13 protein-coding genes are annotated in these 14,018 nt (G+C 70.6%); 8 read left to right on the forward strand and 5 right to left on the reverse strand.

What is annotated here, in order from left to right:
- Positions 1-120: 120 nt before the first annotated feature.
- Complete coding sequence (locus tag ABZ930_RS05570) at positions 121-1,350, forward strand: GNAT family N-acetyltransferase (protein ID WP_361541898.1); 1,230 nt, start codon at positions 121-123, stop codon at positions 1,348-1,350.
- On the opposite strand, the gene ABZ930_RS05575 is transcribed toward ABZ930_RS05570, so the two are convergent.
- Both ABZ930_RS05575 and ABZ930_RS05580 read right to left on the reverse strand, forming a co-directional pair.
- Positions 1,347-2,162 carry a DNA-formamidopyrimidine glycosylase family protein gene (locus ABZ930_RS05575; protein WP_361541901.1) on the reverse strand — a complete coding sequence of 272 codons (816 nt, stop codon included), beginning with the start codon at positions 2,160-2,162 and terminating at the stop codon, positions 1,347-1,349. The two genes, ABZ930_RS05570 and ABZ930_RS05575, sit on opposite strands and share 4 nt — an antisense overlap.
- Before the next feature lie 107 nt (positions 2,163-2,269).
- Positions 2,270-2,755 carry a ribose-5-phosphate isomerase gene (locus ABZ930_RS05580; RefSeq protein WP_361541904.1) on the reverse strand — a complete coding sequence of 162 codons (486 nt, stop codon included), beginning with the start codon at positions 2,753-2,755 and terminating at the stop codon, positions 2,270-2,272.
- A gap of 175 nt (positions 2,756-2,930) precedes the next feature.
- Between ABZ930_RS05580 and ABZ930_RS05585 the strand changes: the two genes are divergently transcribed.
- Entirely contained in the window at positions 2,931-4,337 is a 1,407-nt protein-coding gene (locus tag ABZ930_RS05585) for an amino acid permease (protein ID WP_361541907.1), read from the forward strand.
- Between the two features lie 38 nt (positions 4,338-4,375).
- On the opposite strand, the gene ABZ930_RS05590 is transcribed toward ABZ930_RS05585, so the two are convergent.
- A complete protein-coding gene (locus tag ABZ930_RS05590; protein WP_361541909.1) occupies positions 4,376-6,070 on the reverse strand; it encodes a serine/threonine-protein kinase in 1,695 nt (564 codons plus the stop codon).
- A gap of 96 nt (positions 6,071-6,166) precedes the next feature.
- Here ABZ930_RS05590 and ABZ930_RS05595 point away from each other — a divergent pair, with 96 nt between their 5' ends.
- Entirely contained in the window at positions 6,167-6,958 is a 792-nt protein-coding gene (locus tag ABZ930_RS05595; RefSeq protein WP_361541912.1) for an LPXTG cell wall anchor domain-containing protein, read from the forward strand.
- A gap of 44 nt (positions 6,959-7,002) precedes the next feature.
- Positions 7,003-8,346 (forward strand): FAD-binding protein, encoded by a 1,344-nt coding sequence (locus tag ABZ930_RS05600; protein ID WP_361541915.1) that lies wholly within the window; start codon positions 7,003-7,005, stop codon positions 8,344-8,346.
- Positions 8,347-8,359: 13 nt separating this feature from the next.
- Here ABZ930_RS05600 and ABZ930_RS05605 read toward each other — a convergent pair whose 3' ends face one another.
- Positions 8,360-8,956 carry a biotin transporter BioY gene (locus ABZ930_RS05605; RefSeq protein WP_361541918.1) on the reverse strand — a complete coding sequence of 199 codons (597 nt, stop codon included), beginning with the start codon at positions 8,954-8,956 and terminating at the stop codon, positions 8,360-8,362.
- A 246-nt stretch (positions 8,957-9,202) separates the two neighbouring features.
- Here ABZ930_RS05605 and ABZ930_RS05610 point away from each other — a divergent pair, with 246 nt between their 5' ends.
- The 4 genes from ABZ930_RS05610 (at position 9,203) to ABZ930_RS05625 (ending at position 13,271) form a co-directional block, all read left to right on the forward strand.
- Entirely contained in the window at positions 9,203-10,570 is a 1,368-nt protein-coding gene (locus ABZ930_RS05610; RefSeq protein ID WP_361541921.1) for an amino acid permease, read from the forward strand.
- Between the two features lie 165 nt (positions 10,571-10,735).
- Positions 10,736-12,145 carry an amino acid permease gene (locus ABZ930_RS05615; protein ID WP_361541924.1) on the forward strand — a complete coding sequence of 470 codons (1,410 nt, stop codon included), beginning with the start codon at positions 10,736-10,738 and terminating at the stop codon, positions 12,143-12,145.
- 132 nt (positions 12,146-12,277) lie between these two features.
- Entirely contained in the window at positions 12,278-12,919 is a 642-nt protein-coding gene (locus ABZ930_RS05620; protein ID WP_361541927.1) for a superoxide dismutase, read from the forward strand.
- A gap of 139 nt (positions 12,920-13,058) precedes the next feature.
- Positions 13,059-13,271, forward strand: a complete 213-nt coding sequence (locus tag ABZ930_RS05625) for a hypothetical protein (protein ID WP_361541930.1) — start codon at positions 13,059-13,061, stop codon at positions 13,269-13,271.
- Between the two features lies 1 nt (position 13,272).
- Here ABZ930_RS05625 and ABZ930_RS05630 read toward each other — a convergent pair whose 3' ends face one another.
- Positions 13,273-13,914 carry a DsbA family protein gene (locus ABZ930_RS05630; RefSeq protein ID WP_361541933.1) on the reverse strand — a complete coding sequence of 214 codons (642 nt, stop codon included), beginning with the start codon at positions 13,912-13,914 and terminating at the stop codon, positions 13,273-13,275.
- Positions 13,915-14,018 lie beyond the last annotated feature (104 nt).

Raw genomic sequence — 14,018 nt, forward strand, 5'->3', positions numbered from 1 at the left:
ATCGGGCCTGGACCTGTGCACGGGAGGTCCCACTTGTCCCCCTTTCCGGGCACGTCCGGCACCGGGACGGGACGGAAAATTCGTTCGCTCTTGTCCCGCTTGCCCTGGTAGGCATGGCGGATGACGATCGACCTGCGCACGCTGAGCCGCGAAGAGCACGACCGCTGGTACGGGAGGCTGATCCTGGCCTTCGGCGGGGTGCCCGAGGCGCCGCAGGAGCGGCGGCTGATGGACGACCTGACGGAGTTCGACCGGTCGATCGGGGCCTGGGACGGCGCGGACTGTGTGGGGACCGCGAGCGCGTTCTCGTACCGGGTCGCGGTGCCGGGCGGCGCGTTCCTGCCCGCCCCGGGCGTGACGATGGTGAGCGTCGCCGCCACCCATCGCAGGCGCGGCATCCTCACCTCGATGATGCGGCGTCAGCTGGACGACGTACGGGAGCGGGGCGAGGTCCTCGCCGTGCTCACCGCGTCGGAGCCGGCGATCTACGGCCGCTTCGGGTACGGCGTCGCCACCCGTCAGCTGGCCGTCACCCTGGAGTCGTCGCGGGTGCGGATCGAGGCGCCGGCCGGGACGGACGAGGTCACGCTGCGGTTCGCGGACGTGACGGAGGCCGCCGAGCGGTGCGAGGCGGTGTACGCGCGCACGATCGGTACGCGGCCGGGGAACCTGGCCCGCTCCCCCGGCTGGGAGCGGCTGCCGCTGCTGGACCCGCCGGAGGATCGCAACGGCGCCTCACCGATGCAGTGCGTGCTCGCGGAGCGGGCGGGCGAGCTGGTCGGGTTCGTGCGCTTCCACATCAAGCCCAGCTCCGAGTGGTCGGTGCCGACCAGCCGGATCCAGGTGCGGCACATCAGCGCGCTCGACCCGGCGGCGTACGCGGCGCTGTGGCGGTTCCTGCTCTCCGTCGACCTGACGGAGTTCGTGGAGGCGCGGAACGTTCCGGTCGACGATCCGCTGCTGTCGATGGTGTCGGACATCCGCCGGTGCGCCGTCCGGATGCGCGACTCGATGCACGTACGTCTGGTGGAGGTGGGGGCGGCGCTCGAAGCGCGTACGTATCTCACGCCGGTGGATGTGGTGTTCGAGGTCGAGGACGCCTTCTGCCCCTGGAACGCCGGGCGTTGGCGGCTGACCGGCGACGCGAAGGGGGCTTCCTGCGAGCGGACCGAGGACGCCGCCGAACTGTCGCTCTCCGTGCGGGAGTTGGGTTCCGCGTATCTCGGTGACACGTCGCTGGCCGCGCTGGCGGCGGCCGGGCGGGTGCGGGAGCTGCGGCAGGGGGCGCTCGCGGAGGCGTCGGTGGCGTTCGGCACGGCCGTCGCGCCGTGGCTCCAGCACGGGTTCTAGTACGCGCCGGGAGGCTGGCAGGTCGGGCACCAGAAGAGGTTGCGGGCCGCCAGCTCGGCGGTGCGGATCTCGGTGCCGCAGAGGTGGCAGGGCTGCGGGGCGCGTCGGTAGACGTAGACCTCGCCGCCGTGGTCGTCGACGCGCGGCGGGCGGCCCATCGCCTCCGGGGTGTGCTCGGGGCGGACCGTGTCGATGCGGTTGAGGCGGACGCCCTCGCGCATGAGCATCACCAGGTCGTCCCAGATCGCGGTGAACTGCGGCTCGGTGAGCGCTTTGCCCGGGGTGTACGGGTCGATGCCGTGGCGGAAGAGGACCTCGGCGCGGTAGACGTTGCCGACGCCCGCGATGACCTTCTGGTCCATGAGGAGCGCGGCGATCGTGGTGCGGCTGCGGGCGATGCGGGCGTACGCCTTGGCGGGGGTGTCGGTGGGGCGCAGCGGGTCCGGGCCGAGGCGGTCGTGTATCGCCTGCTTCTCGGCGTCCGTGATCAGCGCGCAGGTGGTGGGGCCGCGCAGGTCCGCGTAGTGGGTGTCGTTCAGCAGGCGCAGGCGGACCGTGTCCGTGGGGGGCGGGGCCGGGGTCCCGCCGAGGGTGTACTTGCCGAAGAGGCCCAGGTGGATGTGGATCCAGGCTTCGCCGAACTGGAGGAACAGGTGTTTGCCGTGGGCCTCGGTGGCGGTGAGTTTCTGGCCTGTGAGCAGTTCCGCCGCGTCGGAGAATTTTCCCTGGGGGCTGGTGACCTGTGTCGTGCGGCCTGCGAAGCGCTCCGCGTGGTCTTCTGCCAGGCGGTGGATCGTGTGGCCTTCGGGCACGACTTTTCCTCTCGGGGCGGGCACGGCGACGGCGATCGAGGGCAGGACACGGGGCTCCGCCCCGGGCCCAGCTCCTCAATCGCCGGAGGGGCTTGTATCGGCCGCGACTACGCCTGCGGGTGGTGGGACGGGATCGCCGGGAGTTCGCCGGTCTCCTCGTAGTGGGTCAGCATGTCGATGCGGCGCTGGTGGCGCTCCTCGCCGGACCACGGCGTGGTGAGGAAGGTCTCGACGAACTTCGTCGCCTCCTCCTGCGTGTGCATGCGGCCGCCGACCGAGATCACGTTGGCGTTGTTGTGCTCGCGGCCCAGCGCCGCGGTCTGCTCGCTCCAGGCGAGGACGGCACGGACGCCCTTGACCTTGTTCGCGGCGATCTGCTCGCCGTTGCCCGAACCGCCGATCACGACACCCAGGGCCTCGGGGTCCGCCGCCGTGCGCTCCGCGGCGCGGAGGCAGAACGGGGGGTAGTCGTCGACGGCGTCGTAGATGTGGGGCCCGCAGTCGACGGGCTCGTGGCCGTGGGCCTTCAGCCATTCGACCAGGTGGTTCTTGAGTTCGTAGCCGGCGTGATCGGAGCCGAGATAGACGCGCATGGATCCGAGTGTGGCACGGCACGGGCCGGGTAGTCGCTGGCGGGGCCCTGACCTCCTGCTTCACCGGCGTGACCCGACGTAACAAAGACAACAATCCGGAGTCGACCCTTCCGCACAGACCGATCCTGAGCTTTGAATGCCAGGGCTCGCCCCACCGAGACCTAAGGAAGTCTGCATGTCTTCGCAGTCAACCCTGGCACCGAACGAGACACCGCCCGAGGGGGACGGCCTCAAGGCCGGACTCAAGAACCGTCACCTGTCGATGATCGCCATCGGCGGTGTCATCGGCGCCGGACTGTTCGTGGGGTCCGGTTCCGGTATCGCGGCCGCCGGACCCGCCATCCTCGTCTCGTACGCCCTGGTCGGCGCGATGGTCGTCCTCGTGATGCGGATGCTCGGCGAGATGGCCGCGGCCCGGCCCTCCTCCGGCTCCTTCTCCGCCTACGCCGACCAGGCGCTCGGGCGCTGGGCCGGGTTCTCCATCGGCTGGCTGTACTGGTTCTTCTGGGTCGTGGTGCTCGCCGTGGAGGCCACCGCGGGGGCGACCATCCTGAACGGGTGGATACCGGCCGTGCCGCAGTGGGCCTGGGCGCTGATCGTGATGGTCGTGCTCACCGTCGTGAACCTGGCGGCCGTCGGCAGCTACGGCGAGTTCGAGTTCTGGTTCGCCGGGATCAAGGTCGTCGCGATCGGCGCCTTCGTGATCATCGGGCTCCTCGCCGTGTTCGGCGTGCTGCCGGGCTCCGACAACCCGGGCGCCGGGTTCGGGCACCTCACGGACGCCGGCGGGTTCTTCCCCAAGGGGCCCGGCGCGATCCTCACCGGTGTGCTGATGGTCGTCTTCTCCTTCATGGGCAGCGAGATCGTCACGCTGGCCGCCGGTGAGTCCGAGGACCCGCAGAAGGCCGTCACCCGGGCCACCAACTCGGTGATCTGGCGGATCGGCATCTTCTACCTCGGCTCGATCTTCGTCGTGCTGACGCTGCTGCCGTGGAACGACGCCTCGATCGTCAAGGACGGTTCCTACGTCGCCGCCCTGAACTCCATCGGCATCCCGCACGCCGGACAGGTCATGGACGTCATCGTGCTGACCGCCGTGCTGTCCTGTCTGAACTCCGGGCTCTACACCGCCTCCCGCATGGCCTTCTCGCTCGGGCAGCGCGGTGACGCGCCGAAGGCGTTCGCGAAGACCACCTCGCGGGGTGTGCCCCGCACCGCGATCCTCGGCTCGGTCGTCTTCGGGTTCCTCGCCGTCTGGTTCAACTACCAGTGGCCGGACACCGTCTTCAACTTCCTGCTGAACTCGTCGGGCGCCGTCGCGCTGTTCGTGTGGCTGGTCATCTGCTTCACGCAGCTGAAGATGCGCGGCATGATCCTGCGCGAGCAGCCGGAGAAGCTCGTCGTGAAGATGTGGCTGTTCCCGTACCTGACGTGGGCGACGATCGCCATGATCTCGTTCGTCCTCGTCTACATGCTGACCGACGACGCCGGGCGCGAGCAGGTGCTGCTGTCGCTGCTGGTGGCGGTGTTCGTGGTGGCGTTCGCGCTCGTTCGGGAGAGGGTGCAGCGCGGCAGGAGCTGACCACTGCGCCCGACCCGGCCCCGTTCACGGTGCCGCGGCTACGGCCGCAGCACCGTGAACGTCTTCTTCACCTGCTCGTACCTCGCCTTCGCGGGGCCCGCCACCTGCGGCTGGTACCAGGTGCCGATCTGGTACGAGCGTGCTTCCTGGTCGAAGCCGAGGAGTTCGGCGTGCCAGCGGCGGCCGTCGAGGGTGAAGAGGTACTCCCAGACGACCGCGGGGCGGCCCCGGAACGTCGTGCGGTCGAGCCGGATCTTCACGTAGTCCTGGCCCTGGTGGGCGTCGCGCTCCGACTTCTGCCAGGTCGACAGCAGGTCGTCCTTGGCGAGTGCGGACTGGGTGACCAGTTCCTGGGTGCCGTCGGGGGCCGTGTAGTGCACCTCGGACGCCGTCTTCACCGCCCGCTTCCAGCCCTTCGGCGGCACCCACGCGTACCCGACCTCGCGGATCGATCCGGGGGGCAGGGTCTGGGCCGTGGGCGGGCGTGAGGTGCCCTCGACGGTGGGCGGGAGCGAGGTCACCGTGGGGCTCGCGCCGCCCGCCCGCGTACCGCCCCCGTCGCCGGGCAGCGTGAGCGCGAGGGCCGCCGCGACGCCCGCGGCCAGCGCCACCGCGAGGGCGATCAGCGGGCCGCGGCGCCGGGGCCCGCGGCGCGGACCGGCGGGTGGACCCGGCGGTCCGGGCGGGCCCGGCGGATCCTCGCCGGGGGCCGGTTTCCCGCACTCGGTCGGGGCCTCCTGCCGGACGGCGGCGGGCCGCACCGGAGGCGGCGGCACCGGGCGGCGCAGGCCGATGTCCAGGGTGGGGGTGCCCGGGTGGGTGGCCGGGACCGGGCCCGGCGGTGCGAGCGCCTTGACGATCTCGTCGAGACCGGGGCGGTCCTGCGGCTCCTTCGCCAGGAGCCGGGTCAGCAGCGGTGTCAGCCGGCCGGCCTCGGGCGGCAGCCGGGGTTCCTCGTACAGGACGGCGTGCAGCGTCGCGAGGGTGGTGTCCCGGCTGAACGGGGAGCGGCCGCCGAGCGCCGCGCAGAGCGTCGCGCCCAGCGACCACAGGTCGGAGGGCGGGCCCTGCGGCCTGCCCGAGATCCGCTCCGGCGCCATGTAGTCGGGCGAGCCGACGAGCATGCCGACCATGGTGAGCGCCTCGGTGTCCTGGATGGCGGCGATCCCGAAGTCGGTGAGCATGACGCGGCGCCTGCCCACGCGCTCCAGCAGGACGTTGCCCGGCTTGATGTCGCGGTGCAGGACACCGCCCGCGTGCACCTCGCGCAGCGCGTCGGCCAGGCTGTGGCCGATCCCCGCGACCTCGTCGACGCCGAGCGGCCCGTCCTCGACGAGGGTCTGCTCCAGGGAACGGCTGTCGATCAACTCCATGACGATCCAGAGTCGTTCGCCCTCGTCCACGACGTCGTACACGCGCACCACGCCCGGGTGGTCGATCCGGGCGGTGGCGCGGGCCTCGCGCAGGGTGCGCTCGCGGCGGGTGCGGGCGTCCTCGGGGTCGAGGCCGTCGATACGCATCTCCTTCACGGCGACGGGCCGGTCCAGCATCTCGTCGGCCGCACGCCACACACGCCCCATGCCCCCCTGGCCTATGTGTTCGTCCAAGCGGTACCGCCCGGCCACCACCAATCCCCGGACGCCTCCCCTTGCATTTCCTGACTGCCCTGGCAATCGACTGCACCCCCGAAACACAGAGAAACACAAAATCGATACATCGCGCCGTCCCAGCATAGTGGGGAGAAATCTTGTGGTACCTCTTCAAGGACTGCGAATTCGGACGCAGTTGCAGCCGTCACGGGGGAAACAGAAACACCAAGGGGGACGAACATGAGTTCAGTTGCGCGTGTACGGCGTCGGGCCGGCTCGACCGGGTCGCTGCTGGCCGCGGCCGTCGCGGCGGCGCTGGTCCTGCCCGCCACCGCGGTCGCGGACGACGCTCCGGGCCAGGGCAGCAGCGAGGGCGGCAAGGTCATGGGCAAGGCGCCCGACGGCGTGGAACCGACCACGACGCTGCCCGAGAAGATCTCGGTCGACAACGCGACGGGAAAGACCAAGGATCTCGTCGCGACCGTCCAGAACAAGGGCACCAAGGACAGCGGGAAGATCAATCTGGTGGTCGTCGGTTTCGACGGGCTGACCGTAAAAGATGTATCGGGGTGCACACCTATTCCCGCGAACAAGCTGCCGAAGGGATCCAACAGCGGATTTTCCTGTCCGGTATCGAATCTCGCGGCCGGGAAATCGAAATCATTCCCGGTCTCCGCGACCTTCGACCTGTCGAAGACCGGGAAGATCTGCCTGCCGGTGCAGAGCGCGGACGGCAAGACGACGTTCTGGCAGCAGGGCCCGGTGCCGTTCGGCACGACCAGCCCCTCGCCGAACGCGCCGGTGACGCCGCTGCTGCTCAACACCGTGAACAAGCCCGCCACCCCGGCCGGTGACAAGAACGGCGGCACGGGCGGCGACAAGGGCGGCGGCAGGGGCGAGCTTCCCAAGACGGGCCCCGCCGACCGGGTGCTGCCGCTCGGCGCGGTGGGCGCGGCCCTGCTGGCGGCCGGCGGAGCGGGCATGTGGTGGACCCGGCGCCGTCCGTCGGAGGCGTCCTCGCCGACCCGCTGAAAAGCTGACGGAATCTGTCAGGTTGGGCGCGCAGAGTGCGGGACATGACGACGATCCATGACGCTCATGGCCCGCACGAAGCGCGCGTCCTCCGCCCGGCGGACGCCGGCTACGACGACGAACGCACCGGTTTCCAGACCGGTTTCACCCAGCGCCCCGACGTGATCCACGCGGCGTCGGGACCGGACGACGTGGTGGCCGCCGTGGCGTACGCCGCGCGGGCCGGCCTGCCGGTGGGCGTCCAGGCCACCGGTCACGGGCTGCCCGGCGACTCCACGGGCGGGGTGCTCATCAGCACACGGCGGATGGACGGGGTCCGCGTGGACCCGGCGGCCCGCACCGTGCGCGTCGGCGCGGGCGCCACCTGGGGCGCGGTGGTGCGGGCGGCGGAACCGCACGGCCTCGCCCCGCTCAACGGCTCGGCGCCGGGCGTCGGCGCGGTCGGCTACACCCTGGGCGGCGGACTCGGCATCCTGGCACGGGAGTTCGGCTACACCGCCGACCATGTGCGCGCCCTGGACGTGGTGACCGCCGACGCCGTCCCGCGCCACGTCACGGCCGACAGCGACCCGGAGCTGTTCCGGGCGCTGCTCGGCGGCGGCGCCGGGCTCGGCGCGGTGACGTCCCTGGAGGTCGGCCTGGTGCCGGTGGCCCGGCTGTACGGGGGCGCGCTCGCCCACGACGGACGGGTGACCGACGTGACGGACGCCGTACGGGCCTACACGGCCTGGGCCGCGACCGTCCCGGACACCCTGACCTCGTCGCTGGCCGCGCTGGTCTACCCGGACTCCCCCGCGATGCCGCCGCACCTGCGCGGGCGGTACGTGATCTCCGTACGGATCGCGTTCACGGGGCCGGCGGCCGAGGGCGAGCGGCTGGTGGCGCCGCTGCGGGCCGCGCTCGGGGAGCCCGGCACGGACTCGCTGCGCGAGATGCCCTACGCGGACAGCCACACCATCCACGCCGATCCGGACTTCCCGCACCCGTACTACGGGGACAGCGTGTTCCTGGACGACCGTGCGGACGTGGCGGACGGGCTCGGTGAGCTGTTCCGGCTGTCGGGGCCGGATGCCGACGGCATGCACATCGTGCAGCTCAACCATCTGGGCGGCGCGCTGTCGCGGCCCGCGCCGAACGCGGTGCCGTACCGGTCGGCGGGCTGGCTGGTGCGGATCCTGTCGCCGCTGGGCGAGGGCGGCAGGGCCGCGGCGCGGGTCCATCACGCGCGGGCGTTCGCGGCCGTCGGGGACCGGACGCTCGGCCGCTCGCTGAACTTCTCCTTCGGCGGCGGCGACCGTACGGACGGGCTGCACGACCCGGAGACGCGAAAGAGGCTCGCCGCTGTGAAGGCCGCGTACGACCCGGCGAACCTCTTCCGGAGGAGCTGAGGAACCGCTGCCGCTACTTGTCGGCGAGCTTCCAGGCGGCGGGCAACGCGCCCATCGCCAGGACGGCCTTGAGCACGTCGCCGATCAGGAACGGGGTGAGGCCCGCGGCGAGCGCGGCGCTCAGGCCCATGCCGGTGGACAGCGCGAGGTACGGGACGCCGACCGCGTAGACGATGGCCTCGCCGATCAGGAAGGCGCGGGCGGTGCGCCACACCGAGCGGTCGTCGCCGCGGCGGGCGAGCGCGCCGACGGCCGCGGCGGCCAGCATCAGGCCGATGACGTAGCCGAACGAGGCCGTCGCCCAGCCGGAGCCGCCCTCGGCGAACCACGGCATGCCCGCCATGCCTGCGAGCGCGTACAGCGCCAGCGAGAGGAAGCCGCGACGGGCGCCGAGCGCGGTGCCGACGAGCAGCGCGGCGAAGGTCTGCCCGGTGACCGGCACCGGCGAGCCCGGGACAGGGATCGCGATCTGCGCGGCGATGCCGGTGAGGACGGCGCCGCCGACGACCAGCGCCGCGCTCTTCGCGACGACGGCGGCCTTGGTGCGGGACGCGGGGAGGAGGTCGGCCAGGACCTTGCCCGGGCGGGCGACTGCGGCGGCGGTACTCATGGGGACTCCGCGAGGTTCGTGGGTGGGCAGGGTGGGACGTGGTGACGCTATCCCAGGGGGGTTGAGCCGATCACGGTCTCCGATCGACAAAGGCTTGAGCGCGGCATTGGTGGGCTCTGTACAAAGAAGCGCATGTACACCGCATCCGGGGTGACGCTCGTCACTGGGACAGGTCCGTTTTGCGTGCGGGGGCGCCCGAAAGCGAGACTGTAGGTTCCCGCCAATGCTCAGAACGGCTGAACCCCCATGCACGACGACGTGACCCCCGAACCGCTCGCCGGGGGCCTCAAGCAGCGCCACCTGACCATGCTCGGCCTGGGCGGTGTCATCGGGGCGGGGCTCTTCGTCGGTTCGGGCGCCGGGATCCAGGTCGCGGGCCCCGGCATCGTGCTCTCCTATCTGATCGCGGGCGCCATCGCGATGTGCGTGATGCGGATGCTCGGCGAGATGTCGGCGGCGATGCCCGCGTCCGGCTCGTTCTCGGTGCACGCGGAGCGGGCGCTCGGCCGGTGGGCCGGGTTCAGTGCCGGCTGGCTGTACTGGTTCCTGCTCGTGGTCGTGCTCGCCGTGGAGGCGACGGGCGCCGCGCAGATCGCCAACGGCTGGGTGCCGGGCGTCCCCCAGTGGGCCTGGGTGCTGCTGTTCATGCTGGTCTTCACCGCGGCGAACCTGGCGGCGGTGAAGAACTTCGGCGAGTTCGAGTTCTGGTTCGCCACCCTCAAGGTCGTGGCGATCGTCGCGTTCCTGGTGCTCGGCACCCTCGCGATCTTCGGCCTGCTCCCCGACACCGACCCGGTCGGGCTGACCCATCTCACCGGCGACGGCGGCTTCCTGCCGCACGGCTGGCAGGGCGTGGTCTCCGGCGTGCTCGCGGTGGTCTTCGCCTTCGGCGGTCTGGAGGTCGTCACCATCGCGGCCGCCGAGTCCGACGACCCGGTGCGCTCGGTGGCGCGGGCGGTGCGCAGCGCGGTCTTCCGGATCCTGTTCTTCTACGTCGGTTCGATGCTGGTCATCGTCACGGTGCTGCCCTGGACCGCGCAGAAGGCGGGCATCAGCCCGTACGTCACCGTCCTGGACTCGATCGGCATCCCGTCGGCCGGGCAGATCATGAACATCGTCGTCTTCGTGGCACTGCTGTCCGCGCTCAACGCCAACCTCTACGGCTCATCCCGCATGATCTTCTCGCTGGCCGAGCGCGCCGAGGCGCCGAAGTCGCTGCTGAAGGTGGGCGGGGGCGGAGTGCCCCGGCGGGCGGTGCTGGCGTCGGTGGCGTTCGGCTTCGTCTCCGTGCTCCTCAATCTGGAGTGGCCGGACACCGTCTTCCTCTACATGCTCAACTCGGTCGGCGCGGTGCTGCTGTTCGTGTGGGCGCTGATCGCGCTGTCCCAGCTGCGGCTGCGGCGCCGGATCGAGCGGGAGGCGCCCGAGCGCCTGGTGCTGCGGATGTGGGCGTTCCCGTGGCTGACCTGGGCGGCGCTCGTGGCCATGGCGGCGGTCTTCGTGCTGATGCTGACCGACGACACGGCGCGGCCGCAGCTGCTGTGGTCGACGGGGGCGACGCTTCTGGTGCTCGCCGTCGCGGGTGTGCGGGAGCTGCGCGCACGGCGTGTCTGATCGTTCACGGTACGTCGACACGAACGTCGCCGAGTGTGAGCGTCGTGTCCGTATTCCGGAAACGTCTTCCCTGTAGGCGGACCGCGCGCTCAGACTGTGGCGGTTTTACGCGCTCATTACATGGGCGCACCGCACCTCGTCTCAGCTACTGAACAGGGCCATTCCATGTCTCGGACGTCAGCGCAGCCAAGCGAAGAGGTCGCCGACGCGAAGCCGGTGGACACCTCGTCACTGTCGCCCGGCCTGAAGCAGCGCCACCTCTCGATGATCGCGCTCGGCGGCGTGATCGGCGCGGGGCTCTTCGTGGGCTCCGGCACCGCGATCGCCGCGGCCGGTCCTTCGATCATCCTCGCCTACGCGATATCGGGCGCCCTCGTCATGCTCGTGATGCGCATGCTGGGCGAGATGGCGGCGGCCTACCCGGCCTCCGGCTCGTTCTCCGTGCACTCCGAGCGGGCCATCGGCCCGTGGGCGGGGTTCACGGCGGGCTGGGCGTTCTGGTTCCTGCTGTGCGTGGCGGTCGGGCTGGAGGGCATCGGCGCGGCGCAGATCGCGCACGGCTGGGTCCCCGGGGTGCCGGAGTGGGCCTGGGTCGCCCTGTTCATGCTCGTGTTCACGGCGACCAACGTCTCGGCGGTGAAGAACTTCGGCGAGTTCGAGTTCTGGTTCGCCACCCTCAAGGTCGTGGCGATCGTCGCGTTCCTCGTCATCGGCGTCCTGGCGATCTTCGGGCTTCTGGGCAACGACGCGCCGGGCACCGAGAACCTCACGGGCCACGGCGGCTTCATGCCGAACGGCACCGAGGGGCTCATCGCGGGACTGCTCGCGTCGGTCTTCGCGTACGGCGGTCTGGAGACCGTCACCATCGCCGCGGCGGAGTCGGAGCACCCGGTGCAGGGTGTGGCGAAGGCCGTGCGGACGGCGATGTGGCGCATCGCGCTCTTCTACGTCGGCTCGATGGTCGTGGTCGTCGCGCTGATCCCCTGGTCGGACAAGGCGCTGGTGGACCCGGACAAGGGGTCCTACGTCGCCACCCTGGAGTACCTGGACCTGCCGGCCGCCGGCGTCATCATGAAGATCGTGGTCTTCGTCGCGCTGCTCTCGGCGATGAACGCCAACATCTACGGCGCCTCGCGCATGGCCGGGTCGCTGGTCGCGCGCGGCCAGGGCCCCAAGGTCATCGGCAGGATCCACGGCGGCGTCCCGCGCATCGCCGTGCTGCTGTCCGCGGTGTTCGGCTTCGTCTGCGTGCTGCTCAGCTACTGGCGCCCCGACGACATCTTCCAGTGGCTGCTGAAGACGATCGGCGCGATCATCCTCGTCGTCTGGTTCTTCATCGCCGCGTCCCAGCTGATCCTGCGGCGCAAACTGGAGCGCGAGGCTCCGGAGCGGCTCGTGGTGAGGATGTGGGCCTACCCGTACCTGACCTGGGTGGCCCTCGCGGGCATGGCCGTCGTCTTCGTCCTGATGGCCCGCGAGGAGGGCACCCGCGAACAGCTCTACTACGCGGGCGGCCTCACCGTGATCCTCGCGATCGTCGGTTACACGCGGCAGAAGCTCGCCGAGAAGAAGTAACCCTCCCCCGCGACATCTGAAGGACCCCCGGGCCGGTCGGCCCGGGGGTCCTTCTCGTTGCGCGCGGCGCTGTTGCTGTTAGCCTGCACTTGCGAATAACTTGCAATAAGCAGCCGGAGGGCACGGAGAGACATGGCCACGTACACGCTTCCTGAACTTCCGTACGACTACGCGGCACTTGAGCCGGTCATCAACCCGCAGATCATCGAGCTGCACCACGACAAGCACCACGCGGCGTACGTGAAGGGCGCGAACGACACCCTGGAGCAGCTGGCCGAGGCCCGGGACAAGGAGCAGTGGGGCTCTCTCAACGGGCTGGAGAAGAACCTGGCCTTCCATCTCTCCGGCCACATCCTGCACAGCATCTACTGGCACAACATGACCGGTGACGGCGGCGGCGAGCCGCTGGCCGCCGACGGCGTGGGCGACCTCGCGGACGCGATCGCCGAGTCGTTCGGCTCGTTCGCCGGGTTCAAGGCGCAGCTGACGAAGGCCGCCGCGACGACGCAGGGCTCCGGCTGGGGCGTGCTCGCGTACGAGCCGGTGAGCGGGCGGCTCATCGTGGAGCAGATCTACGACCACCAGGGCAACGTGGGCCAGGGCTCGACCCCGATCCTCGTCTTCGACGCCTGGGAGCACGCCTTCTACCTCCAGTACAAGAACCAGAAGGTCGACTTCATCGAGGCCATGTGGGCCGTCGTCAACTGGCAGGACGTCGCCAAGCGTTACGCGGCCGCCAAGGAGCGGGCGTACAACCTGCTGCTCGTGCCCTGACGCCCTGAAGCGTCCCGCCTCGTGATCGTCTTCTCAACCTTCACGCAGGTGGGCGGCGGAAAAGGACAGACCCCGCGAGGACGTGACTCGCGGGGTCTGTCGGTATGCGGGGTTCCGGGAGACTGTGACCCTTATGCCTATGTCCAAGCACTGCCCGAACTGCAAGGGTCCCTTGCAGGACTTCCGTCCCGCCAATGACGACGAGAAGAAGTACCTGGTCGAGGAGGAGAAGCTGACGTGGGCCGACGCCCACAGCTTCTGGCGCTGCCAAGGTCACGAGGGCGCGTGCCGATGGGTGCAGCCGCACCTGAGCCAGGGCAAGGGACTCACGCTGCCCGAGCGGTTCGCCTGACTCAGTCGAAGACCGGGCCCTGCGTGCGCGTCCGCTTGATCTCGTAGAAGCCCGGGACCGAGGCGACGAGCAGCGTGCCGTCCCAGAGCTTGGCCGCCTCCTCGCCCTTGGGGGCCGGGGTGACGACCGGGCCGAAGAAGGCGATCTGCTCGCCGTCGGCGCCCGGCACCGCGATGACCGGGGTGCCGACGTCCTGGCCGACCTTGTCGATGCCCTCCTTGTGGGAGGCGCGCAGCTCGGCCTCGTACTTCGTGCCGTCCCAGTGGTCGAGGAGCGAGGCGGGCAGGCCGACCTCCTCCAGGGCGCCGGCGACGGCCTCCTTCGTGGGGCCCTCGCCGCGGTTGTGGATGCGGGTGCCGAGCGCGGTGTAGAGGCCGCCGAGGACCTCGGGGCCGTGCTCCTCCTGCGCCGCGATGACGACCCGGACCGGACCCCAGGCCTTGGTCGCGAGCATCTCGCGGTACTCCTCGGGCAGCTCGTCGAGCCTGTTCTCGTTGAGAACGGCCAGGCTCATCAGGTGCCAGCGGACCTCGACGTCGCGGACCTTCTCGACCTCCAGCATCCAGCGCGACGTCATCCAGGCCCAGGGGCACAGGGGATCGAACCAGAAGTCGACGGGGGTCTTCTCAGCCGTGGTGGACATGGTTCTCCTCAGAAGTCACCGGGGTGGTCTTGCCTGCGGCAACGCGACGGCCGCGGCCCTCATTCCCGTGCGAGGATCGTAGGAGCCCGAACAGTCCCGCACAG

It is taken from the genome of Streptomyces sp. NPDC046716 (assembly GCF_040645755.1).
In the GTDB taxonomy this organism is placed as follows: Bacteria; Actinomycetota; Actinomycetes; order Streptomycetales; family Streptomycetaceae; genus Streptomyces.